The following is a 21,813-nucleotide window of genomic DNA, read 5'->3' as shown; positions in this document are numbered from 1 at the left end:
CTCTTTCTATTATGCTTGTGTAACTTCTTGTTCTGGTGAATGACTTTCAGGCTGCACGCGTTCTTCTTCAGGAAGGGCACGTACTTCTACTTCTTTCATTTGGTGACCGTCCATTTCTTTTGCAATAAACTCGTATCCGAAAAGTTTGAACGATTCGCTTTCCTGGATATCGATATTTTGCATTAGCATCCAGCCGCCAATTGTATCGATATCGTCGTTTTCAATTTCGATATGAAGCACTTCGTTGACTTCTTCAAGCAGTACTTTTGAGTTAAAGACAAAATGCTGATCGCTGATTTTTTGAACAAGCGGCTTTTCATCTGTATCAAATTCATCTCGAATTTCTCCAACGATTTCTTCTAAAATATCTTCAACGGTAACGATACCAGCCGTACCGCCGTACTCGTCAATCAACACAGCCATATGCGTACGTTTCTTTTGCATCGAGCGCAGTAGGTCTTGAATCGCTACGGTTTCAATCACTTGAATAATAGGATTCATATAAAGCTTCACGCTTTGCTTTTTTAACGCATCGTTAATTACGACATCGTTTAGAATCTCTTTGACGTTGACTAAGCCGATAATGTTATCTTTGTCTCCGTCAACGGTAACAGGGTAGCGAGTGTAGCGATCTTCTACAGCAAGCTTTAAGAAATCTTCAATGCTGTCGTCTTCAGAAACAGCTGAAATTTCTGTTCTTGGTACCATGATTTCGCGAGCAACACGGTTATCGAATTCGAAAATGTTGTTCACGTACTTATATTCAGACTGGTTAATTTCCCCGCCTTTAAAACTTTCTGATAAAATAATGCGCAGCTCTTCTTCACTGTGCGCAAGTTCATGCTCTGAAGCTGGCTTTAATCCAAACATTCCAGTTAATAAACGGGCGGAACCATTTAGTAACCAAATGAAGGGGAACATAATTTTATAGAATAAAATTAACGGACGAGCAAACAATAACGTAACTGTTTCAGCTTTTTGAATCGCAAATGTTTTTGGCGCTAATTCACCAACGACTACGTGAACAAACGTTACAAGCGCAAATGCGATAATGAATGAAAGAATATGTGTTAAAGATGCAGCAACACCCATTTTTTCAAACAGGGGTTCTACAATCTTCGCAACAGTCGGTTCTCCTAACCAACCGAGTCCTAAAGCAGTAATCGTAATACCAAGCTGACACGCAGATAAATATTCATCTAAGTGTGTCGTCACGGTTTTAACCGCATTCGCTCCTTTTTTTCCTTCAGCAACAAGTTGATCTACCCGTGAACTACGAAGCTTCACAATTGCAAACTCTGAAGCAACGAAAAAAGCAGTGAGTACAATTAAAATCGCAAAAATAATTAAGTTAATGGTTATCAATGAATATACTTACTTTATAATGCTATAAAGTAAGTAAACACCTCCTGTAAATAATAAATTTACGACAGCAGCAGCAGTAAAGAGTGCAAAAGAGTGACGCTTTCTGGTGAGAGCCGATTCATCATTACTTTTCGATCTTCTTCATTCAGCTTTTCCATAAGCGGTGCAACTTCTTTTAAACTGTCGTTTAGTACGTAAAATTTGGATGCTAATTCGTCTTTGGAGTGGCTATTCTCGGATTGCTCTATAGAAAATAGAGAAGAAATCTCTTCAAGAGAACGGCCTTCGCTTTTTAATTTTTCAATTAAGTAAAGACGTTTCAGCGCTTCTTCGTTATAAAAGCGATAGTTAGAAGCAGAGCGTTCTGCTTTTAACAAACCAATGTTGGTATAATAGTCAACCGTGCGTTTCGTTACATGTGCCATCTCTGCAAGTTCGCCAATTTTGTATGTCGCAACCCCATCAGAATACCACCTCCTTTAACTATGTCAACCATCACGTGATGGTTTTTATCTGCGTAACTATTTATCTTTTATCCTATCGTAATTAAGTATACGCGCGTAAGATCAAAAAGTTTCATTTTTTTATTAGCATTCAGTATATCTCAAAATAAGGTAGTTTGACAAAGATTTTATAAAAAAACTCGCTTATATTAAGCGAGTTTTTTAGTAGGATGACGTACGATAATGTGCATGCGTTCATACACATATTGAATACGTTCAGTATATTCTATGAACTCAGGGCTCATTGGAGATAGCTGATCAGCAATACGGTGCATAATAGACGCTTCTTCTTTTAACGAATCTAAATTTTGAGTTCGGTCAATTCTTGCTTTAAATGTTAACGAAATCATGTTATTCACCTCGTTGTTATGTTACTCGTTATGAGGCGCTATGTCCGTGACTTTTATCACTCTCGTCAAAGGTGATAACGTAATTATTTGATGTTTGCCGGCATTTTGTGTAGGATGATTAGAAAAGGGTTTTTATGGGAGAATGAAATGAATTTAAAACGAATGCACCACGTAGCCATTATAGGAAGTAATTATGAACGTTCAAAAGCTTTTTATGTAAATGTGTTAGGATGCAAGATTATAGAAGAAACATATAGAAAAGAAAGAGATTCATATAAGCTAGATTTAGAAGTAGCTCCTGGCTATCAAATTGAGTTGTTCTCGTTTCCAAATCCGCCACAGCGTCCTTCAAGGCCTGAAGCGTGCGGCTTACGACATTTAGCTTTTGCGGTTGAAAGCGTAGAGGATTCTAAGCGTGAACTAGAGCAGCAAGGGATTGATGTGGAACCTATTAGGGTAGATGAACTAACGGGAAAAAAATTCACTTTTTTTGCTGATCCAGACGGGTTACCGCTAGAGCTTTATGAAGAGAAAGAGGGGGAATAAGGAGTATGTGCAATTATTTATTTGTATACGGAACGCTTCTTGAAGGAGAAGGTAATCACGGATTGCTGCATCATGCGCGCTCTATTGCCAAGCAGGCAAAAACGAAAGGGAAATTATATGACACAAAGCAAGGCTATCCTATGCTCGATATCGACAGTGAACATATTGTATACGGAGAAGTATATGAAGTGACCGATCAGCTTATGTGGAAGGCTCTTGATGAATTAGAAGGATACATTCATGAAGGTCATAAAGACAATGAATATGATAAAGTTGTGCAAACGGTTGAAACGGACCAAGGTGAATTTGAAGCCGTTGTGTATGTGGCAAGCGATCGTTCGCTGCTGCACGAATTTATCCCGAGCGGAAACTGGCGCGTGTGGAAAGAAGATTTATTAGAAGGTATGCTGTATTTCGCTTACGGTTCATGTATGGATAACGATCGTTTTATTAAGCACGGGGTGGATCAGCATTTCCAAGACTGTCTCGGCAGAGCTGTTTTCAATGGCTATACGCTTCGATATAACCACGTTATTCATGACGGAGGACGTGCAGACATGGTTGAAGAAGGCGGAGTCGTTGAAGGCAAACTGTACCGCGTGCCGCCTGAAGCCATTACGTACCTGTATGGCAGAGAAGGCGTAGATAATAACGGCTATCGTCCTGCTATTATTTCTGTTGAGCATGAAGGTAAGATGGTGGATCATGTGCTTACTTTTTTTGTGTTAAATAAAGAAAAAGAAGTTGCACCTCCGGATCACTATTCGACTGAAATTATTCGAGGAGCAACAGGTGTACTCAGCGAAGAATACGTTCAGAAGCTAATAGAGCAAGTCCATGCGCTAAAAAATAGCGATGTTGTAAATAACTAATATAAAAAGAAGTAGGGACAAAAATAGTTTAGTTGAAGAAAGCTCCGAACGAGTAATCGTGCGGAGCTTTTCAATGTTATGGTGAACGAAGAATTGCACGGAAATCAATAGCGATGTAACAAGCAGCCCAGCTCATGTATCCCCATTTGTTCATCTTAAGATTGGATTGATTGTGTTATGTTCTCTGTTGCATTAGCTAAAGGTAACAGAGAACTCTGTTTGAAATACACCGTCTTTTGATAAACGGTTGATGCCTAATTTTTCTTTGAAATTTCCGTTGTGATCATGCGTATCTGCAATTCCAAACCAAGGTTCGATGCAAAGAAAAGGAGCGATTGTATGATTTTCTGCATCATACTTTGACCAAATACCGACATAAGGGAAATCATTAAACCGAACGTTAATTTGATTTTCATTAACCGGCGATTTAATCGTAATTCCGTCAATATGACTAAAAATTAACGCATCATTTGCAAATAAATCTGGGCTTAGCGGCAGCTGATGCAAATTTTCTGCAGCTCCTTTTTCATGAATAAGAGCGTCTTTTAATATAAATTCCTTCGGCGTAGTTTCAGAAGGCTCTATTTCTAAAAAGTAATCAGAAATCTGCTCGTTTTCACGTAACGGAATACGAAAAGCAGGGTGGGCTCCAATTGAAAAATACATATCGTCTTTATCTTCGTTCACTACTTTCCACTGAAACGTTAATCGGTTGCTTTCAAGACGATAGCTGATTTCAACTGAACATTCAAACGGATATACGTCTTTAAAGCAGCCGTTTGTAGCAAATTGCAGCCGTGCCGTTTCGTTTGTTTGTTCGATCACGCTAAAAGCAGAATCACGTAAAAAACCGTGCTGCGGCAAAGAGTATTCGCGCTGATCAACGGTATACTGATCATTTTTTAATCTGCCCACAATCGGAAACAATACGGGCGATACTCGTCCCCAATAAGCGGGGTCGCCGCTCCACATAAACTGCAGGTCTTTTTCTTTATGAAATACTTCTACAACTTCCGCTCCTTTTTCTTGAATGCTGACTTTCATTTGGTTATTTTCTAGTACAATCATTACAACATCTCCCAAATCATTCTTGTACGCTCGAGCAGCCTCAACCGTACTGGCTTTGCCTATATTATACCCTTCTTGGCAAAAAAGGTATTAATTTCCCTATTTTTGTTCAAATTAATATAGAAAAAGGAGGGTTCAAATATGAATCATGCAACATTATTGCTCATTAAATTTGCAGCGGCACTTATTGCGTTTGGTATAGGCCTTGATTTGTTTTTTGATGCAACCATCGGAGATATTATTTCTTTTAGCTTGCTAACGACAGTTGTGACATATTTAGTAGTGGATCGAATTGTACTGCCTCGAGTGGGCAACCGTGATGCCATTATTGTTGAATTTGTTCTAACCTATATGAGCGTATGGATTTTTGGAACATTGTTATTAGACAGCTACGTTCAAATTGCTTGGGGAAGTTTTATTTCTGCAGCTATTATTACATTTGCCGAGGTTTTTGTTCACCGCTACTTATTCAACCATATTGAAACGAAACATACGGCGAGAACGCGTCCCGCTTTTAAGCGAAAACTAGCGTATGACACAGAATTTGCAGAAGAACAGCATGTAGAAAACAAGGAAAATCCAAAATAAAAAGAAAGCTCACTTTTGAGCTTTCTTTTTTATGTGTTAATGCATAAAAGTCATTTCCTTTAAAGGCCAGTATTTCATATTGACTTCTCCCATGATCGAAGAAATCGGAGTGAGGCCAAAATGCCTGCCATCTCGGCTGATACGTCTGTTGTCACCTAGCACTAATACGTATCCATCCGGTATCGTGCCGTCTGGAGACAGTTCGTACGTGGAAAAATTTTCAGTGAATCGCTCGTAAGCAGGAACTTTGGATAAATATTTATGGAGATGCGGCTCTTTTTTGACTTTGTTATTTATATACAGAACATCATCTTTGTATTCGACCGTTTCTCCTGGTAAGCCCACGATACGCTTTACTAGAAAATCACTGCTGTAGGGAGCTTGCAAAACGACAATGTCAAAGCGCTCCAGCTTACTGTGTTTGTTAATAATAATTCGATTGCCTTCGTGCAAAATAGGCTTCATAGAATCGCCTTTTACAGTGTAGGGCTGAAACCAATAGTGCTGAACGACAACAGAAAGCAAAACGGTGCCGAGGATGACGCTTGTGTATGTAAGAATTTCACGCTTTATTTTTTTATTGACCATAATGGATGAACACCTTCTTAACGGTAAGACTGTCAATTTAAGTTTTTCATAGAGATATAACAGTGTTGATTGTACCATTCAGAACTAAAGTTTTCCATATCTATCTATTTATGCGTATATGCCAAAAATATGCTGGGCGGAACAAAAAATGAAAAGAGCCGCTATTCTCTAGAATAACGGCTCTTCTTTATTATAACTGAGCACGCTCAGTTCGAGTAGCTGGTTGATTTGGTTCTTCTTCCACAACAGGCGCAACAGGCTTATGCTGCTTGACTTCTTCTTCCAGCTCAGCAATTCGCTTGTTTTTCTGTTTCACTTGTCCTCTTAGTTGAACAATTTTCACAAAGCTCAATGAAGCAGCAACAACTCCTCCAAACACGGCCGTTGTTAAGATAATTAAAATAAGAGGCCATTTTTGTGAACCAAATACATAGTTAAATTGTACAGGATCGTTGTTAATTACAGCTAAAACAGCAATGATAAGAGCAAATATAAGTCCTAAAATAAAAAAGCTCTGTCCTTTCATAAGCTGCACTTCCTTTCTTTACATGGTCATTACAACTTTTATAGCGTAACCACTCATCTTAAGTGTTTGCTATCTTGCTTATAGGTATACGTATCCACATTTAAACAAAATCAAACATTTTCTTGATTATATATATCTTTCTTTCAAAACACAATATATCGATTGGTGTAGAAACTTTGACATGTCCAAAGACCTGGTATGTCGAACTTTTGGAATAAAGAGCTCGCATATCCTTTTTTGCTTAAGCAGAGGGAGAGACTGGCATTTAACTCATATATGCACAAAGAGACCTTTATCTATTAAAGGTCTCACTGTTAATAAAGGGGTATAAACACAAGATGAAAATCAGTTCAGAAGCTGAGACTTTGGCTTAATTGCATTAAACTATTTCATTATCTATCGCCCGGAGCAGGATGGTCTACACCTTTGACATGATGCCGATGCTGGTTGTCTTCGCTGGTATAAAAGTCATAATAGTGAACATGCATACCGTTGCCAACGGGAATAGCGGGACCAGAGTAGGCTTTGTAATGATGTGTATGTCCGTCTTCAAAAACAACATAGCCTTCTGTATAGTGAATGTGGCTTCCATCCTCGCTTTGAATTGGAGGAGACGTTACATCGAGGCACTGATGGACATGTCCTGACGCAACAGAAGTGTAGTCCACTGAGCCATGATTATGATGAGGAACAAACCCTGAAATAAAATCATCCTTGCCTATTTTTTTCATTTTACTTCCCCCTATAAATTCAATTTAAAAAAACTGCTTAAGTAAATTTTTTAAATGGCATCTAAATTTCTCTGTTTAGTTAAATTCAAAAATACATGCTATTGATATGAACAAAGAAAAATAAATATGACTTTTGATAATCAGGATTTATAAAATGGGTAGTTTTCCTGTGTGTTTGCCGTTTCTACTTGATAACTTTCACATATATTTATTAAGGTAGGACAAGTTATTACAAGAGAGGAAGTCAGCATAATGAGTTGGGAAAATAAAAAGAGTCTATGTCAGGAGTTTGCGAGAATTCTAGGTGGACAAGGCAGTTTAGATGAAAATGGCGTTTGTTTAGTACAAAAATTTCGGACGATTCGTTTTAAAATTTTAGGGCGTCCAACACGCTCTCCGTTAGTTACTCCTCAATTTTTTACTTTTGAAGATTTAGATAGCAAGGGAAGAGCGCTAAATCTAGGTGAAACCGTGCTTTTGCAAGAAGAGGTAAATCCATTATTAACGGAGCTTAGAAAAAGAGATATTAAGGTTACGGCCGTTCACAACCATTGGCTATTTGAAGAGCCGAGAGCAATGTATATGCATTTTGAATCTGTAGAACCACCGTTAGATTTTGCACGAAAAGTAAGAGAAGCGTTTAAAGTATTAAAAGGATAGAAAGCAGTTTTTTATAGAATCAGTTTATTCTTACTTACTGCTTTTAAAATTAGATTAATAAAACTTTAAACATGTATATTATATATTGGTTTATAAACTGCGCTTGAATGAACCTATCAGATTAACTAATTTTTGAGGAGTGAGATTATTCGGGTACTTCTATCCAAATAAAAAAAGCACGCGTTCGCCGCGTGCTTTTTTTATGTATAAACTTAAAATGCGTTTAGGGTGTTATCGCTTAACCACTGTTTGCGTTCAGCTGCATCTTCGAATAACTCATCTGCATTTGTAAATTGAGAAGCAATGACATATTCAATTGTTGCAAGAGGAGCTGTTAGCAAACGCCAGTTTAATACGATTGTATTATCTTGAGTCGTAGCGTATTCTTCGCCTAACTCGTCCCACTTAACAGATTCAGGAGCATTGTCAGCTGCTTTTTTAACAGATTTCAAAGCTTCTTGGAATTTTTCACCTGCGCGGCCTTGGTACCATTCTGTTAATAGTTGTCCAATACCTTCATTTGTTTGCTGCTCGTTCCAGCTTTCAGGTACTGTAGCAATGAATTTTGCACGGAATGTCATTTCAGCCTTTGCTACATCTCCACGAACGATGTTTAAGCGGTATTGACGTCCTAGGTAAGGGAATTTGTCTCCCTCTTCAAAAGAACCAGTTTTAGCTGCAGAAGCTGCTGCTTTAGGAGCCTCTTTTTTAGCTGTTTCTTTTTTTACTGCTTCTTTTTTTGGCGCAGCTGGCTTTTCCTCAGCTGGCTGTGAACCGTTTAGTTGTTTTAAAATCCATGTTGCTTTGCGTGCGATGATTGAACGCACATTGTTTTCATTAAGACCTCTTGGGATAATAACTTTTACCCCTTCTTTGTCACAAATTTGCACCGTGATATCGGTTCTATTTGGAACGACTTCAATTTTGTAGTCAATTGTTTGATTGCCTGTTTGATACGTATACATAAAATTTTTCGTACTCCTTTCTACAAATCTTCATTTTATAAGCAAAGGTAGAGTTTGGTCAAATGAAAGAATAATCAGACAGTTATCAACTGCTGTTGCAGCGCCTTGCAGAATGATATGTATTCCAATGTTTAGTGGAAAAGCGCCAATAATAATTGTTTCAATTCTTCTTTAGTTTTTACAAAAAAATATAAAAATATGCCGATACTACTAATATAGATTAGACATTCTATGTCTTTAGATTGTATAGGGGATGAAAAAATGAAAAAAGTTTTTCAAAGTTTACGCATGAAAATGCTATGTATGATTGCAGCCATGGTGGCCATAACATCTACTGTAATTGAAGTAACAAATTATTATCTTATTGTGAAACAAGAGCAAGCAGCTTCGATTACGCTAGTGATTACATTTCTGTTTGTTTCTTTTACAACTACCGTGTTCTATTTTATCATACGTCGCTACATAATTGCGGTTGAAAATTTGTCAAAAACAATGAAAGGGATTTCAAACGGTGATTTATCTGTAGATGTTGTTCCTTTGAAAGGGAAAAATGAGATTAGTACACTCATATCTTCATTTAATGAAATGATGACTCACATGAGAATGCTGCGTCAGAAAATAAGTAAAACAAAGAACACGGTCAGTCATTCCTCAGAGCAATTGCTTGCAAGCATGGAGGAAACAAAAACAGCTGTGACAGAAGTTACGATGTCTATTCAAGAAATTGCTGCGGGTTCTGATAAGCAGTTGCTAAATGTGGTTGAAACCGAGCAAGCTATGGTGGATATGGCCAAACTGCTTCAGAAAATGACTGATCATTCTTCAAAGGTACAACAATCGATGAACAGAGCCTCTGAACATGCTTCCACTGGCAATGTTTCGGTGAAAGAGGTGACGAATCAAATGAATAAAATCTATGAATCAGTTAAGATATCCACCAGTGAAGTAAAGGGACTCGAAGATCGTTCTACAGAGATTGGACGAATTATTGACACGATTACAAGAATTGCTGAACAAACAAATCTTCTTGCACTTAATGCTGCTATTGAAGCTGCAAGAGCTGGGGAACATGGAAAAGGTTTTGCTGTAGTAGCAGGGGAAGTACGTAAGCTAGCGGAAGAATCTAAAACGTCCGCTATACAAATCAGTCATCTGTTAAAAGAAATTGAAGCGCAGGCAAAGCAGGCTTATCAAAACATGGAAGTCAATACAGAAGAAGTCACACTTGGGATTGCCAGTGTCGAAGATGTAACGCAACAATTTTCCACAATCATGGAAGATGTCTTTGCTGCTCAAGAACAAATGAACAAAATGACAAGGGCAACAGGAGAGATTGATGGGTATTCGTTCAAGGTAATGGAGTCTGTCATGGGGCTTTCAGAGGTTGCCAAACAAGCAGCTGCTTATGCTGAAGAAGTAGCAGCGGCTTCACAGGAGGAATTAGCATCTATAGAAGAACTTGTAGTGTTGGCAGCTAATTTAAAAGCTACGGTAAGTGAGTCCTAAAATTTGTCTTGATATGTAACAAATACGCGCAGAAAACTGCGTGTATTTGTTTTATTTATACCCTTTATAGAAAACGATAAATAGAATTGACACGTTATAAAAGCAGTTGTATAGTGAGGCAAGGCGGCAGTCTGTCTTTTTTAATTCTTAGTAAACTTATAAGTTAAATAAAATATTTAAGCACTACATAAGGAGACGAAGAGATGAAAAATGAATTCCGTTTGGCAACAAATGACGACGCAGATAACTTATTGAACTTAACTCTACAAGCATATAAGCCTATTCGAGAGCTAGGCATTCCTTTCTTAGCAGCTACTGCTGATCTTGCTCTTGTTAAGAAAAATATTTCTCAAAACCTTTGCTATGTATATGAAGAAGATAAAAGAATCGCTGCAACTGTGTCTATACGAATGCCTTGGGGAGAACATCCAGGTCCGTTTGCAGTTCCGCATCTTTGGTGGTTTGCAGTAGACCCGTCGTTTGCCAGGAAAGGCGTTGGATCTAAGCTGCTGCATCTAGTAGAGGAAGAGATAATAAAAAATATGTTTAAATCACCAGGTGTGTCTTTAGGAACAGCAAAAGAACATCCTTGGTTAGTTGAGATGTATGAACGAAAAGGATATGTTCAAGCTAAAGAAAAGCACCTTGCAGAAGGTTATACGACCGTATTTCTTTATAAAAAATTCAATAAGGTACACTTTTGTCGTAAAAGATAAAGAAGTGATCCAAATTAAGAAATGTGAAAGAGTGATAAATATGACAGATCAATTACTACTAAACGAGTTAATAGACATACGCCGTGAGCTGCACCGGTTTCCAGAGCTTTCAATGAAAGAATATGAAACAACTAAACGTATTAAAAAGTGGTTAAAGCACTATGATATTTCTATAGCGGATACATTCCAATTAGACGTAGGGGCAGTAGCAGAAATTGTAGGAGGAAAGCCGGGACCTACTATCGCTATTCGAGCTGATATTGATGCGCTGCCAATTGAAGAAAAAACCAATCTGCCATTTGCTTCTGAAGTGAACGGTGTTATGCACGCGTGCGGTCATGATTTTCATACGGCTTCTATAATCGGAGCAGCTATCCTTCTTAAAGAGCGTCAGCAGGAGCTTTGCGGCACGGTTCGATTTATCTTTCAGCCAGCTGAAGAAACGGCTTCTGGGGCAAAAATGCTAGTTGAAAAAGGTGTGCTCGAAGGAGTGGAAGCGATATTTGGGATGCATAACAAACCGGATCTTCCTGTAGGAACCATTGGTATCAAACCGGGACCTTTAATGGCAAGTGTTGATCGTTTTGAAATTGACGTCAAAGGAGTAGGAGGTCACGCGGGTATTCCTGAAAAAACAATAGATCCGATTGCTGCTGCTGGTCAAATTGTTACTAGTTTACAAACCATTGTCAGCCGTAATCTCAGCCCCTTTCAAAATGTTGTTGTCAGCATAACTCAAATCCATGGAGGGAGCTCGTGGAACGTCATTCCTGACAAAGTAACGCTTGAAGGAACGGTGCGTACCTTTCAAGAAGAAGCAAGAGAAAAAATACCGGCTCTTATGAAACGAACTGCTGAAGGGATTGGCGCAGCTTTCGGGGCTTCAGTAGACGTTAAATGGTATCCATATCTTCCTGTAGTCAACAATGATGATACGCTGGAAAAACTGGCTACTAAAGCGGCAGAGGATCTTAGTTACCAAGTCGTAGAAGCTGAACAATCGCCTGGAGGAGAAGATTTTGCCGTATATCAGCAGCATGTACCAGGATTTTTTGTATGGATGGGTACAGCTGGAGAATATGAATGGCACCATCCTTCTTTTTCATTAAATGAAGAGGCATTGCTTGTAGCAGCTTCTTATTTTGCTAATCTCAGTTTTCATTTTTTGAATTCATTCCATTACCGAAAAAATTAAAATATTTTTATTTTTCTATTTACGCGGATGAAATTGTTTGATAAAATAAATTTTAAATTAAAAAAGTTATCACGAGTGGACGAGAGATCTGGCTCTTTGACTCCACAGCAACCTACGAATGTAAGGTGCTCCTACCAGCAAAGCATGTGCTTTGGGTGATAAAACGGGTGAAAAACTCATTTTGCATCAAAGCAAAATGAGTTTTTTTATTTTTCTAAAAGGAGAGGGTTTTATGAGTCATACAGCAGTTGCAGCACATACAGGAGAGAAAGCATTAAAGGAAGCAGTGAAATTATTAGGAAAGCATTATCAAGTAGCTTATCGTGAGTTAGAAACATTTTATGAAATTGTGGTCGAAAACCATGTTCGTACATATGCTGTAGGCATAGATATTAAAGATGTACAAAAAGCAAATGAACTAGAAATTTATTCATCATGCTGTTCCAAGCTTGAGCGAGTAGGCTGTCTTTTATAGAAAAAGTCTGCTCGCGCCTCTATTTTTTAAGTGGTTTTAAATAGAAAGCATGGTTTTTGACAAGCAAAGAATCTGGTGGGTATAATCAATACTCACTAGGTTTTAAAATTGATCGTAAATTGTCGAAATTTTTACACAAATTAAAGGTTACATTCGAAATGAATTGTGGTATGTTATAAAACAAGAATATTTTATGAAAGGAGCATTGAAATGGAAATGTCTCTTGAACACGGAAACGATGCAGGAAGCGAACAGCTTATTGATCGTATCCTAGACTTTTTAGAAGATGACCAAAAGTAAAAAAAGAGTGTGCGGTGCTATCCCTAGCCGCGCACTCTTTTTTTATCATGTGTGTAAAGGCAGCGCCATACTATGATACATAGGGATAGAATGAAAGGGTCTCTGTCAAAGGGATTGACGAATGGTTTTGTTTGATAGAAAATTTAGAAAAAGGAAAGAGATGAAGGGTATGTCGAACAAAACATCTTTGTATCAAACAAAAGAACAGTTAAAAAAACTTGTAAGCGAATTGGTTTCTATACCTAGCGTGACAGGAACGATGGCAGAAGTTGAAATGGCTGAATCGATAGCGTCGTATTTATTGAAGCTGCCTTACTTTCAAAAAAACGAGCAAGTCGAGCTTCATTCAACAGGAGACGGACGATCGATTGTCACAGCTTTTGTTCAAGGGAAAAATACGAATAAAACAGTTGTACTCGTAAGTCATTACGATGTAGTGGATGTACAAGATTATGGACAGTGGAAAAAGGATGCTTTTCACGCTGATACATTAACGAGTACTTTTTATAACCATATGGAACAAGTTCCGGCGCACGTACAAAAAGATATGATAAAAGGAGACTGGCTTTTTGGCCGAGGAACGATGGACATGAAAGCAGGCATTGCCCTGCATATCAGTATGGTTGAACGAGCATGCAACGGAGAGTTTGACGGAAACATCCTGCTGCTGTCGGTACCGGATGAAGAAGTAAATTCGCTTGGGATGAGAAAAGCAGTGCCTGTTCTTTTAGAACTTGCCCGCAAACATCAGCTGGATTTTTCTCTCATGCTAAATGCAGAACCGGTGTTCAGCCGCTATCCTGGAGATCAAACGAACTATGTGTACTCAGGATCGATTGGGAAGATCATGCCAAGCTTTTTGTGTTATGGAAAAGAAACTCATGTAGGGGAACCGCTAGCTGGTTTAAATGCTAATTTACTAGCTTCTTATTTAACAAAAGAAATAGAATTAAACGTTGATTTTTGCGAAAAAGTAAGAGATGAAACGAGTCCACCTCCTACGGTGCTGATACAAAAAGATTTAAAAGAAGAGTATTCAGTTCAAGTTCCGCACTCTGCCGTTGTCTTATTTAATTTATTTATGTTAAACCGCTCTCTTAAAGAAGTAACAGATCTGCTGTTGAAATCGGCTGACAAAGCGGCTTTGAATGTGAAAAAACATTATAATAAAGCTGCTAGGCAGTACGCTGCGGGAATGGAGAGTTCATCTCTTGACGTGAACGTATGGACGTATGAAGAACTTTATACTCATGCAGTCAAACAGCACGGTGAAAAATATGTGCAAGAAATGGAAGCAGCACTTTTGGCACAAGAGGATGATGATAGAAATAAAACCATTAACTTAGTAAACTCTCTAGTTGGTTTATGTAAAGAAGCAGCTCCGATGATGGTCTTATTTTTTACGCCGCCTTTTTATCCGGCCGTTTGTTCACATGATGACCCCTTTGTACAAGAGATTTTGTCAAACGTACAGGCAACTGCCAAAGAGCAGTTCCAAGTGGAGCTAGTTGAACAAAGTTATTTTGGCGGAATTTCGGATTTAAGCTATGCCAGCCTGCAGCATCCGCTTCAAACATTTAACACATTAGTAGCCAATATGCCGCTATGGAATAAAGGGTATCATATCCCGCTAGAAGAGCTAGAGGAGCTGAAGATGCCGGTGCTGAACATTGGACCGCTGGGAAGAGATGCGCATCAATGGACCGAAAGATTAGACGTTCAGTATTCCTTTGAAATTTTGCCTCATTTCATTTATCAAGCTATAAAAGAAGCGCAGAAATAAACATCCGCCTGCGGATGTTTATTTGTTGAATTTAAAAGAAGCTCCTTGTACGGTAATTTGTTGCGGTGTTAGAGCGTGATCCAATTCAACCAAAAATGGACGCTCTCCAACTTTTTTTAATGTATCATGGACAACACCTTGTGTTCCGCTGCAAAAAATAAGGTTTCCTCCATTGACATATAGTTTTTGACAACGTGCATCAAGCAAAGAGTCTTTGTAGCTTTCGCCAGACTGAACGTCCAGCAGTTTCGTCCACTTGCTGATGGATTCTTCGAGGTTATGTACAGCACAGTAAATATTTTTTAGCTGCAGCTGACCAGCTTGGTGAGAAGAAAGATCTGCTAGCTTTGGCTTGCGTTTTTCTTCTGGTTCACCCCATTCAATAAAAAAAGGAAGAGGCAGGGAATCGTGATCAGCTTCAATAAAACACATTTTCCATTGAAGTCTTTCTCCATCATTGGTTTGGCGAGAACCCGCTACAGGACCTTTTACAGTGACGTTCTTGTTTTCCAGCTCTTTTATCAGCAAATCCATATCATCTGTACGAAGTGCAAATCGGCCAAAATGACCAACCGGTGTATGTTCGTTAACAAGCTGCTGAATAAGGTCATTATCTGTAACGTTTTGAGCTAACGCGATATCTCTAAGCCCAAGCCATTCAATATAGCTGAGGTTAAAATAAGCCAACGTGTTAAAAGTGCCCCATTTTTCATGGATGCCGCCTTTAATGACATGTATTCCGTATTTGTTTAGTTCTTTCTGAGCTTTAATAGGGTCAGGTGAAAAATGAACAAGATGATCAAAAGATAAGTGCATGGATAGGCCTCCTTTTAAGAGAGATTCTTTCCCATTATTATACGTTGTTTTCCTTTTCAAGAGGAGTAAAACGAATGATTATGTAAAATGAAAATCTTAAAAAAAGCAAGCCGCGTATGTTTTAAACTCGACTTGCTTTAGATTTAGTTAGCGACGACAGCCATGCCCCTTATAGCAGCAGCCAAATGATTTGTTAAACCATGGATATGAGCAGCAAGGTGAACCGCAGCGACAGCGGCGACGGCTAGAACGGCGAGTAGAACGACGAGTAGAACGGCGAGTAGAACGACGAGTAGTGCGGCGAGTAGTGCGGCGAGTAGAACGGCGAGTAGAACGGCGAGTAGTGCGACGAGTAGAACGGCGAGTAGAACGACGAGTAGAACGGCGAGTAGAACGGCGAGTAGAACGACGAGTAGAACGGCGAGTAGAACGACGACGAGAGCGCCTGTGAAGAGCAGTTGGCTCTTGGTACATAAATGTTTCAAGCTCAGTAGAAGCAATCGCTTCTGTTGCTTCTCTAATTCTTTCAGCAGTGATATGCATATAAACACCTCCTGGCTAATTCGGTACATAATACAATATGTACAAGGAAGGCGTTTGGATATAGTGAAAACATGGAATTTGTCTAAATTTGTGAAAGAAATGGAGTGGTTTTCATGCTTCAAATCCTCGAACATCAAAGAGTGGATATTGCTCTTCAAATAGTAGCTGTGCAAATAGAAGCTTATCAAGAAGAAGCAAGGCTCATTGGTTTTTCAGATATTCCTCAGCTTACAGAAAGCAAAGAAGATATTATGAAAAGCAAGGAAGTGTTTATCGGAGAAATGATTGAAGGTAAGCTAGCAGGAGTGCTGTCGTTTGAAATAGAAAATGAGCGATTAACGATTTGCCGCCTTGTTGTGCGTCCTCATTACTTTCGAAAAGGAATCGGAAGCCGTCTTTTAATACATGTACTTCAAAGATATTCTGAATGTGAATGTATGGTGTCTACAGCCGAAAAAAATATACCTGCGATTAAGCTATACGAAGCTCATCAGTTTTCAATTATAAAACGTACTGCAGCTACTGATAATCTTGTGTTAGTAACGATGAAAAGAGATTGAGACATAGCTAAATTAATCCAAAGAACAATAAATGAACCACATGAGCTAGTAGAAATCGGCTGTTGATTTTCCTGCAAGACTTCGCTTTCCGCGGGCGGGCGCTGCGCCTTCTCGTTGCTTCCGCTCCTGCGGGGTCTCCTCTCTTCCGCTTATCCCGAAGGAGTCTCCGTCTTGCTGTTCAATCAACACAGCTAGCATACTCATAACAATAAAAAAATCCGAACGCGTTGGATTCTCCAGCAAGAATCTCGATTCATCGTTCGGATCTTCTTTCAACTAAAATAATATTGTCCCAGCCTCTACGATGAGAGTGTTTGCTCAGAATAATCTAGAGCTGTATGGCGCTGAATCAGCAGTAAAGCAGCTAAAGTGACAACCGCTCCAATAATAAAAGGCAGCGTCATATTGAGTTTAAAGGCAAATGCACCAAGCAGAGGCCCAAAAATACGCCCTAAGCTATCCATTGAGGCGGTTAACCCCGAAGCAGAGCCATATCCTACTTTGGTTCTCATTGTAATTAATGAGAGGACACAAGGACGAATAAGGGCATTACCTGCTGTAAATATGCACAAAAATAAGGTAGCATTAACGGCACTAGAAGATAACAAAATAGACGTAAATCCTATTGCTGAAACCAATAAGCCAATGGCCATCAGCTTTTTTTCATTTCCTTTTTTAAATCGCTGCAGCACACCGCCTTGAATCAGCGCTTGAGTTAAACCGCTCGCCATAAACATCCATCCGATTGTCGTAGGAGTAGCATTGATTTTCGCTATTTGAAAAAATTGAAAAGTAGCTTCTAAACCAGCGAGCGTAAAAGTCGCTAAAAATGAAAGAACATATAAATACTTCATAGCTCCTTGAAAATCTGACGTGAAGTCATGCCATCTCGATGTCTGTACTTTATCAGCAGATTCTTTTCGTAAAGATTCTTTTAACGTAAAGAATGAGAACGCTGTCATAATCAGTGACAAGATACCAGAGATAACGAAGGGGAAAAACAAGCCGAAAGATGAAAGGACGCCGCCTAATGCCGGTCCAAAAATAAAGCCTAAGCCAATCGACATTCCTAACAGTCCCATTGCTTTCGTGCGGTTTTCTTCATCTGTACTATCAGAAGCATATGCAAAAGCACAAGGAATAACAGCTCCTGCGAACAAACCTCCGATGATGCGCGACGTATACATTAAAGTCAGAGAGTTTTCTGCCACCGAAAAAAGAAAAAAGCTTGCGCTAAAGCCGAGTAAGCCCCAAAGTAAGATGGGACGCCGGCCTTTTATATCGGAAAGCTTCCCCCAAAAAGGTGCAGTAATAAAAGATGCGATCGAATAGCTAGCCATTAGTATTCCTAAATTGGCCGTGCTTGCACCCGTGGCACGAATAACTTCAGGTACGATGGGGATGATCACTCCAAAGCCGACAAATACCATAAAAATAACAAACATTAATGTTCCAAGCTGTTTGTTCATATGCAATTAAGCCCCTTTCTCTGTAGAACATGCCGTGAGTTTAGTATACCAAATACAAAGAAGTTTTTTACGTATATTTGGTAAAAAACGTTTTATTTACAAATGGATAACTATGTTAATATTTACCTGTTGTGCTGAGGATGATACAATTAAAAGAAAAGGGACGTGAAGCGATTGCCAATATGGATTGTATTTGCTGGGATCATAGGCGGTCTTTTAGGATTTGGGGCGCTAGTGGACTATATAGCTAAAAAGAGAAGTATCGAGTTAGATCCAGCAGAAGGAATAAAGAATGCTTCTGATGCAGAACAAATCTATGTGGAAAATTATCTTTATCAAACAAAAGAAAATAACAATCACTTTCAATAAAAAAAGCTTGGAGAGAAATCTCCAAGCTTTTTTAATGCGGTAAAAAGATGAGCTGATAGAGAAATAAAACAGCAAAGACATACACAAGCGGATGAACTTGTTTGCCTTTTCCTTTTACCAGCTTCATTAACGGATAAGAAATGAAGCCAAGCGCAATTCCTGTTGCAATACTTGATGTAAGAGGCATCGCCAGAACAACTAAAAAGGCAGGGAACGCTTCATCAAAGTCATTCCAATTAATTTTAGCTACAGCACCCATCATCAAGCTTCCGACAATAATTAATGCAGGGGAAGTAATAGCTGCTACGCCAGAAACCGAGCTTACAACCGGACTAAAGAACGCTGCAACAATAAATAAAATGGCTACCGTCACACCTGTTAGACCTGTACGTCCGCCTGCTGCTACACCAGATGAAGATTCAACGTAAGCCGTTGTTGGGCTTGTACCAAATAAAGCTCCAATCGTTGTACCAAATGAGTCAGCAAGCAATGCTTGACGTACACGAGGCATCTTATTACCTTTCATAAGACCGGCCTGTTGAGCTACGCCTACCATTGTACCTGTTGTATCAAAAATCGTCACAAGTAAGAAAGAAAAAACAACTGTGTACAAATCATGATGAATAACATCTCCAAAAGCAGCAAAAGGATTTGAAATCATTAAGCCGTCTGGAAGGTGAGGGGAAGCAAACAAACCTTTATCAAATGAAAGCTGTCCTCTAAAGAAAGCAATTAATCCGGTAATAATCATACCGAAGAATAAAGCGCCGTTTACATTTAGCGTATATAAAATGATTGTAATCGCAAGTCCGATCAGTGTTAAAACTACTTTTTCAGACTGCAAATCACCAAGTCCAATTAAATTTGACTTATTTGCAACAATAATACCGGCTGAACGAAGCCCGATAAAAGCAATAAATAAACCGATACCAGCACTAATCGCGTGCTTTAAATTGTTTGGAATAGCTTCAATTAATTTTTCACGAAACGATGTTAACGATAGGATGATAAAGATAATACCCGCTACGAATACAGCTGAAAAAGCAGTAGCATAGTCGATGCTTCCATTTGAACCAACAACTAAAGCAGCAAAGTACGCATTCATTCCCATACCGGGAGCAATCGCGATTGGATAGTTAGCTGCAAGAGCCATCCATAGCGTAGCTACGACTGCTGAAATAATAGTAGCTGTAAATACTTGATCAAAAGGAACGCCGGCGCTGGACAAAATAACTGGGTTCACAATGACGATATAAATCATGGTTAAAAACGTTGTAATACCAGCTAAAATCTCCGTTTTAGCATCCGTGTTATATTCTTTTAACTTAAACATAAGTAACCTCCAAAAATAACGAACATTAAAAGCAACATGATATATAATATTCGTTTTTTACTTGAAATGCAATAGATTTGCATATAAAAAATCAAAAACTGAAAAAGTGACGATAAAAGAGCTAAAACAAGTGTGAAATATTTCTTTTTTTCGGTGCTTTTTATAGTGTGTGCGTATAGAAGAGGCTCATACGAAAAAAAGCCGCTTGGGCTGCAGCGGCTATGTTGCTTGTTTTGAGGCAACGACTATTGGAAATTTTATTTTAATGGAAAGAGTTAAATCGTGATACGTATATTCCAAGCGTCCGTGGTAGTTGGAAACAAGTTCAGAAATGATCCACGTGCCAAGGCCTTCGTGGCGTTCTTTCTTTTCTGTAACATGAAAAGAAGTAAACAAGTGATCTTGACGTTCTCGTGATAAAGCAGCGGTAGAATTGCTGACTTCTAAAATGTAAATGCCGCTTCGAATCATACTCGAAACGGTTATCTCCTTTTTCTCAGAAGAATGAGCGGCTTCTAAAGCATTATGCAGTAAATTCATGATGAGATTCATTTGGTCAAGGTGGTTTAAAGGCAGCTGTGATAACGGTGAATCTAATTGAACATTCATATGTATTCCCCACGTATGTGCTTGATTCTTGCTTTGATGGACAACAGAAGCAACGTGCGAATGTTCACCTTGAATATATGAATGGGTATCATTCAGAGCTTCAACGTAATCTTGAATATACTCTTGTGCCTGCTGTCTTTGATTTGTTTCTAAAAGATAGGATACGGCACTGACATGTTTAATAAAATCATGTCTTTCAGCCCTTAACGCTTGAAAAAGCTCATTGTTTTTTTGAATTTCACGTGAAGCACTGCTTTCCCGGTTGGTTACAAATATGTATTGTTGATAAGAAGAAAACATGTCAGTCATGTAACCAATCATTGCGATAACGGTTAAGCTAACACTAAAAGGTGAAGATAGGCTAAATAAAAGCAGGAAAAAAGCCGTCAGTACGATTGCTTTTTTTATAGTTAGTGAAGGAGCCGTTTGATATTTCTTTCTCCATATAAAAAATGAACCAATTATAAAAGAACTAAGTAGGAGATGTAAACTAACAGGCAGGTCTTTAAAAAAGAGGAGCACGAAAACAGTTAGTAAAACTAATGTGTAAAATAGTTTCATTTTAGATAGTCCCTCCTTTAAAAGTATTCTTTTTGCAAGATGTCTAAATTTGGTTTCGTGATTAAAGCTGTTTTTTCGGTGCTTTGAAACATCACTGAGTAGGAGTGCTTAGTATACAGGGAGAAATTTTGAACATAGGAAATGTTTATAATAAAAGCTCGATGCGACCTTAGAAAATGACTCGCTGTTAATTCTTTTTCAATTTCGTTTAATGATTGATAGGTACTAAATTCTCCATTTGTCGTTATGATTGTGGTAGAGCGACCCGTTCGTTCTGCAAATATAATATCTTGTTTGTTCAGCACTTGCATTTCGGTTTTTTGTTTTAAAATAAGCTTATCTCTTGTGTCAGTTGATTGTTTTTTTTGATGAAAACGCTGAATGCCTTTTAACAGACGCTCTTTAGAATAAGGCTTCATAATATAGTCTAAAACGTTGAGTTCAAATGCATGAACGGCAAAGCCGCTGTGCCCAGTGACAAAAATGACTTGAATATCAAGTGCGTAAGCATTGATAAAGTCTGCAAGCTCATAACCTGATAGCTTTGGCATTTCAATATCTGTAATTAATAAATCAATTTGATTTTTTTTAATTTCGTTATAAGCTTCCTCCGCGCTGCTAGTCGAAAAAAGTATGTCTATATCATCTTCTCTTTCTAAAGAAATCCTCAATTTCTCTAAATCATATGAATGATCGTCCACTAATCCTACCTTCATAAATAAAAACCCTCTTTGTTTCATTCTATTGGATATTACCACACTATTTTACCATGATTTACAAGATAGAAAGGATGTTTCGCGACATAAAAAACCCTCT

General features: G+C 38.5%; 26 protein-coding genes and 1 riboswitch. Of the genes, 11 read left to right on the top strand and 15 right to left on the bottom strand.

Annotation, left to right across the window (positions count from 1 at the left end; all coding sequences use genetic code 11):
- Positions 1-9 precede the first annotated feature (9 nt).
- The 3 genes from ACFX40_RS02950 to ACFX40_RS02940 form a co-directional block, all read right to left on the bottom strand.
- Entirely contained in the window at positions 10-1,365 is a 1,356-nt protein-coding gene (locus tag ACFX40_RS02950) for a hemolysin family protein (protein ID WP_013082163.1), read from the bottom strand.
- A gap of 59 nt (positions 1,366-1,424) precedes the next feature.
- Entirely contained in the window at positions 1,425-1,790 is a 366-nt protein-coding gene (locus ACFX40_RS02945; protein WP_013055894.1) for a MerR family transcriptional regulator, read from the bottom strand.
- 227 nt (positions 1,791-2,017) lie between these two features.
- Positions 2,018-2,218 carry a hypothetical protein gene (locus ACFX40_RS02940; protein WP_014461135.1) on the bottom strand — a complete coding sequence of 67 codons (201 nt, stop codon included), beginning with the start codon at positions 2,216-2,218 and terminating at the stop codon, positions 2,018-2,020.
- A 147-nt stretch (positions 2,219-2,365) separates the two neighbouring features.
- Between ACFX40_RS02940 and gloA2 the strand changes: the two genes are divergently transcribed.
- Together gloA2 and ACFX40_RS02930 are read left to right on the top strand one after the other, a co-directional pair.
- Entirely contained in the window at positions 2,366-2,764 is a 399-nt protein-coding gene (gloA2, locus tag ACFX40_RS02935) for an SMU1112c/YaeR family gloxylase I-like metalloprotein (protein WP_014461134.1), read from the top strand.
- Positions 2,765-2,769: 5 nt separating this feature from the next.
- On the top strand, positions 2,770-3,636 hold the full coding sequence (locus ACFX40_RS02930) for a gamma-glutamylcyclotransferase family protein (RefSeq protein WP_028407845.1): 867 nt from the start codon (positions 2,770-2,772) through the stop codon (positions 3,634-3,636).
- A gap of 192 nt (positions 3,637-3,828) precedes the next feature.
- On the opposite strand, the gene ACFX40_RS02925 is transcribed toward ACFX40_RS02930, so the two are convergent.
- Positions 3,829-4,704, bottom strand: coding sequence for an aldose 1-epimerase family protein (locus tag ACFX40_RS02925; protein WP_263034424.1), 876 nt, complete (start codon positions 4,702-4,704; stop codon positions 3,829-3,831).
- Between the two features lie 141 nt (positions 4,705-4,845).
- On the opposite strand from ACFX40_RS02925, the gene ACFX40_RS02920 reads away from it, so the two are divergent.
- The gene (locus ACFX40_RS02920) at positions 4,846-5,292 is read left to right on the top strand and encodes a YndM family protein (RefSeq protein ID WP_263034423.1); all 447 of its coding nucleotides are present in this window, start codon (positions 4,846-4,848) and stop codon (positions 5,290-5,292) included.
- A 36-nt stretch (positions 5,293-5,328) separates the two neighbouring features.
- On the opposite strand, the gene lepB is transcribed toward ACFX40_RS02920, so the two are convergent.
- The 3 genes from lepB to ACFX40_RS02905 all read right to left on the bottom strand — a co-directional run bounded on the left by lepB (position 5,329) and on the right by ACFX40_RS02905 (position 7,137).
- Positions 5,329-5,880: a signal peptidase I gene (gene lepB, locus ACFX40_RS02915; protein WP_013055900.1), complete on the bottom strand. Its 552-nt coding sequence runs from the start codon at positions 5,878-5,880 to the stop codon at positions 5,329-5,331.
- 190 nt (positions 5,881-6,070) lie between these two features.
- Positions 6,071-6,406 carry a LapA family protein gene (locus ACFX40_RS02910; RefSeq protein WP_060746685.1) on the bottom strand — a complete coding sequence of 112 codons (336 nt, stop codon included), beginning with the start codon at positions 6,404-6,406 and terminating at the stop codon, positions 6,071-6,073.
- 392 nt (positions 6,407-6,798) lie between these two features.
- Complete coding sequence (locus tag ACFX40_RS02905) at positions 6,799-7,137, bottom strand: YmaF family protein (protein WP_263034422.1); 339 nt, start codon at positions 7,135-7,137, stop codon at positions 6,799-6,801.
- Between the two features lie 252 nt (positions 7,138-7,389).
- Here ACFX40_RS02905 and ACFX40_RS02900 point away from each other — a divergent pair, with 252 nt between their 5' ends.
- On the top strand, positions 7,390-7,797 hold the full coding sequence (locus ACFX40_RS02900; RefSeq protein ID WP_025749486.1) for a DUF1259 domain-containing protein: 408 nt from the start codon (positions 7,390-7,392) through the stop codon (positions 7,795-7,797).
- 212 nt (positions 7,798-8,009) lie between these two features.
- On the opposite strand, the gene ACFX40_RS02895 is transcribed toward ACFX40_RS02900, so the two are convergent.
- Positions 8,010-8,762 (bottom strand): M48 family metallopeptidase, encoded by a 753-nt coding sequence (locus tag ACFX40_RS02895; protein WP_028414208.1) that lies wholly within the window; start codon positions 8,760-8,762, stop codon positions 8,010-8,012.
- Positions 8,763-9,023: 261 nt separating this feature from the next.
- Here ACFX40_RS02895 and ACFX40_RS02890 point away from each other — a divergent pair, with 261 nt between their 5' ends.
- The 5 genes from ACFX40_RS02890 (at position 9,024) to ACFX40_RS02870 (ending at position 14,737) form a co-directional block, all read left to right on the top strand.
- Positions 9,024-10,268 (top strand): methyl-accepting chemotaxis protein, encoded by a 1,245-nt coding sequence (locus ACFX40_RS02890; RefSeq protein ID WP_181869405.1) that lies wholly within the window; start codon positions 9,024-9,026, stop codon positions 10,266-10,268.
- Between the two features lie 203 nt (positions 10,269-10,471).
- Positions 10,472-10,984 carry a GNAT family N-acetyltransferase gene (locus ACFX40_RS02885; protein WP_263034421.1) on the top strand — a complete coding sequence of 171 codons (513 nt, stop codon included), beginning with the start codon at positions 10,472-10,474 and terminating at the stop codon, positions 10,982-10,984.
- 40 nt (positions 10,985-11,024) lie between these two features.
- On the top strand, positions 11,025-12,179 hold the full coding sequence (locus tag ACFX40_RS02880) for a M20 peptidase aminoacylase family protein (protein WP_263034420.1): 1,155 nt from the start codon (positions 11,025-11,027) through the stop codon (positions 12,177-12,179).
- A gap of 63 nt (positions 12,180-12,242) precedes the next feature.
- A riboswitch (SAM riboswitch) is annotated at positions 12,243-12,344 on the top strand.
- Between the two features lie 67 nt (positions 12,345-12,411).
- Complete coding sequence (locus ACFX40_RS02875; RefSeq protein ID WP_028414204.1) at positions 12,412-12,654, top strand: hypothetical protein; 243 nt, start codon at positions 12,412-12,414, stop codon at positions 12,652-12,654.
- A 469-nt stretch (positions 12,655-13,123) separates the two neighbouring features.
- Positions 13,124-14,737 carry a M20/M25/M40 family metallo-hydrolase gene (locus ACFX40_RS02870; protein WP_098333629.1) on the top strand — a complete coding sequence of 538 codons (1,614 nt, stop codon included), beginning with the start codon at positions 13,124-13,126 and terminating at the stop codon, positions 14,735-14,737.
- An 18-nt stretch (positions 14,738-14,755) separates the two neighbouring features.
- On the opposite strand, the gene ACFX40_RS02865 is transcribed toward ACFX40_RS02870, so the two are convergent.
- Positions 14,756-15,553 carry a VOC family protein gene (locus ACFX40_RS02865; RefSeq protein WP_028407853.1) on the bottom strand — a complete coding sequence of 266 codons (798 nt, stop codon included), beginning with the start codon at positions 15,551-15,553 and terminating at the stop codon, positions 14,756-14,758.
- Positions 15,554-15,700: 147 nt separating this feature from the next.
- Positions 15,701-16,096: a CotG/ExsB N-terminal domain-containing protein gene (locus ACFX40_RS02860; RefSeq protein WP_377254008.1), complete on the bottom strand. Its 396-nt coding sequence runs from the start codon at positions 16,094-16,096 to the stop codon at positions 15,701-15,703.
- A gap of 113 nt (positions 16,097-16,209) precedes the next feature.
- Here ACFX40_RS02860 and ACFX40_RS02855 point away from each other — a divergent pair, with 113 nt between their 5' ends.
- Positions 16,210-16,656: a GNAT family N-acetyltransferase gene (locus ACFX40_RS02855; RefSeq protein ID WP_377254006.1), complete on the top strand. Its 447-nt coding sequence runs from the start codon at positions 16,210-16,212 to the stop codon at positions 16,654-16,656.
- A gap of 45 nt (positions 16,657-16,701) precedes the next feature.
- On the opposite strand, the gene ACFX40_RS02850 is transcribed toward ACFX40_RS02855, so the two are convergent.
- Positions 16,702-16,932, bottom strand: a complete 231-nt coding sequence (locus ACFX40_RS02850; protein ID WP_377254004.1) for a hypothetical protein — start codon at positions 16,930-16,932, stop codon at positions 16,702-16,704.
- A 23-nt stretch (positions 16,933-16,955) separates the two neighbouring features.
- Positions 16,956-18,125 (bottom strand): MFS transporter, encoded by a 1,170-nt coding sequence (locus ACFX40_RS02845; protein WP_377254002.1) that lies wholly within the window; start codon positions 18,123-18,125, stop codon positions 16,956-16,958.
- Positions 18,126-18,299: 174 nt separating this feature from the next.
- On the opposite strand from ACFX40_RS02845, the gene ACFX40_RS02840 reads away from it, so the two are divergent.
- Positions 18,300-18,494 carry a hypothetical protein gene (locus ACFX40_RS02840; RefSeq protein ID WP_028407857.1) on the top strand — a complete coding sequence of 65 codons (195 nt, stop codon included), beginning with the start codon at positions 18,300-18,302 and terminating at the stop codon, positions 18,492-18,494.
- Positions 18,495-18,525: 31 nt separating this feature from the next.
- Here ACFX40_RS02840 and ACFX40_RS02835 read toward each other — a convergent pair whose 3' ends face one another.
- The 3 genes from ACFX40_RS02835 to ACFX40_RS02825 all read right to left on the bottom strand — a co-directional run bounded on the left by ACFX40_RS02835 (position 18,526) and on the right by ACFX40_RS02825 (position 21,713).
- Positions 18,526-19,827 (bottom strand): NCS2 family permease, encoded by a 1,302-nt coding sequence (locus ACFX40_RS02835; RefSeq protein WP_013055916.1) that lies wholly within the window; start codon positions 19,825-19,827, stop codon positions 18,526-18,528.
- A 219-nt stretch (positions 19,828-20,046) separates the two neighbouring features.
- Positions 20,047-20,997: a sensor histidine kinase gene (locus ACFX40_RS02830; protein WP_336095562.1), complete on the bottom strand. Its 951-nt coding sequence runs from the start codon at positions 20,995-20,997 to the stop codon at positions 20,047-20,049.
- Between the two features lie 17 nt (positions 20,998-21,014).
- A complete protein-coding gene (locus tag ACFX40_RS02825; RefSeq protein WP_098248418.1) occupies positions 21,015-21,713 on the bottom strand; it encodes a LytR/AlgR family response regulator transcription factor in 699 nt (232 codons plus the stop codon).
- Between the last annotated feature and the right edge of the window lie 100 nt (positions 21,714-21,813).

The sequence above is a fragment of the Priestia sp. YIM B13552 genome (assembly GCF_042787775.1).
GTDB classification, from domain to species: Bacteria; Bacillota; Bacilli; order Bacillales; family Bacillaceae_H; genus Priestia; species Priestia megaterium_E.
This window is presented reverse-complemented; position numbering and strand designations above follow the sequence as displayed.

Bases quoted from the DNA above. Each gene is read 5' to 3' on its own strand.
- ACFX40_RS02870 (WP_098333629.1), top strand. From the start codon at position 13,124: ATGTCGAACAAAACATCTTTGTATCAAACAAAAGAACAGTTAAAAAAA.
- gloA2 (WP_014461134.1), top strand. From the start codon at position 2,366: ATGAATTTAAAACGAATGCACCACGTAGCCATTATAGGAAGTAATTAT.
- ACFX40_RS02890 (WP_181869405.1), top strand. From the start codon at position 9,024: ATGAAAAAAGTTTTTCAAAGTTTACGCATGAAAATGCTATGTATGATT.
- ACFX40_RS02860 (WP_377254008.1), bottom strand. From the start codon at position 16,096: ATGCATATCACTGCTGAAAGAATTAGAGAAGCAACAGAAGCGATTGCT.
- ACFX40_RS02845 (WP_377254002.1), bottom strand. From the start codon at position 18,125: ATGAACAAACAGCTTGGAACATTAATGTTTGTTATTTTTATGGTATTT.
- ACFX40_RS02910 (WP_060746685.1), bottom strand. From the start codon at position 6,406: ATGAAAGGACAGAGCTTTTTTATTTTAGGACTTATATTTGCTCTTATC.
- ACFX40_RS02885 (WP_263034421.1), top strand. From the start codon at position 10,472: ATGAAAAATGAATTCCGTTTGGCAACAAATGACGACGCAGATAACTTA.
- ACFX40_RS02855 (WP_377254006.1), top strand. From the start codon at position 16,210: ATGCTTCAAATCCTCGAACATCAAAGAGTGGATATTGCTCTTCAAATA.
- ACFX40_RS02900 (WP_025749486.1), top strand. From the start codon at position 7,390: ATGAGTTGGGAAAATAAAAAGAGTCTATGTCAGGAGTTTGCGAGAATT.
- ACFX40_RS02895 (WP_028414208.1), bottom strand. From the start codon at position 8,762: ATGTATACGTATCAAACAGGCAATCAAACAATTGACTACAAAATTGAA.
- ACFX40_RS02880 (WP_263034420.1), top strand. From the start codon at position 11,025: ATGACAGATCAATTACTACTAAACGAGTTAATAGACATACGCCGTGAG.
- ACFX40_RS02925 (WP_263034424.1), bottom strand. From the start codon at position 4,704: ATGATTGTACTAGAAAATAACCAAATGAAAGTCAGCATTCAAGAAAAA.
- ACFX40_RS02945 (WP_013055894.1), bottom strand. From the start codon at position 1,790: ATGGCACATGTAACGAAACGCACGGTTGACTATTATACCAACATTGGT.
- ACFX40_RS02830 (WP_336095562.1), bottom strand. From the start codon at position 20,997: ATGAAACTATTTTACACATTAGTTTTACTAACTGTTTTCGTGCTCCTC.
- ACFX40_RS02920 (WP_263034423.1), top strand. From the start codon at position 4,846: ATGAATCATGCAACATTATTGCTCATTAAATTTGCAGCGGCACTTATT.
- ACFX40_RS02940 (WP_014461135.1), bottom strand. From the start codon at position 2,218: ATGATTTCGTTAACATTTAAAGCAAGAATTGACCGAACTCAAAATTTA.
- ACFX40_RS02905 (WP_263034422.1), bottom strand. From the start codon at position 7,137: ATGAAAAAAATAGGCAAGGATGATTTTATTTCAGGGTTTGTTCCTCAT.
- ACFX40_RS02875 (WP_028414204.1), top strand. From the start codon at position 12,412: ATGAGTCATACAGCAGTTGCAGCACATACAGGAGAGAAAGCATTAAAG.
- ACFX40_RS02930 (WP_028407845.1), top strand. From the start codon at position 2,770: ATGTGCAATTATTTATTTGTATACGGAACGCTTCTTGAAGGAGAAGGT.
- ACFX40_RS02835 (WP_013055916.1), bottom strand. From the start codon at position 19,827: ATGTTTAAGTTAAAAGAATATAACACGGATGCTAAAACGGAGATTTTA.
- lepB (WP_013055900.1), bottom strand. From the start codon at position 5,880: ATGGTCAATAAAAAAATAAAGCGTGAAATTCTTACATACACAAGCGTC.
- ACFX40_RS02825 (WP_098248418.1), bottom strand. From the start codon at position 21,713: ATGAAGGTAGGATTAGTGGACGATCATTCATATGATTTAGAGAAATTG.
- ACFX40_RS02865 (WP_028407853.1), bottom strand. From the start codon at position 15,553: ATGCACTTATCTTTTGATCATCTTGTTCATTTTTCACCTGACCCTATT.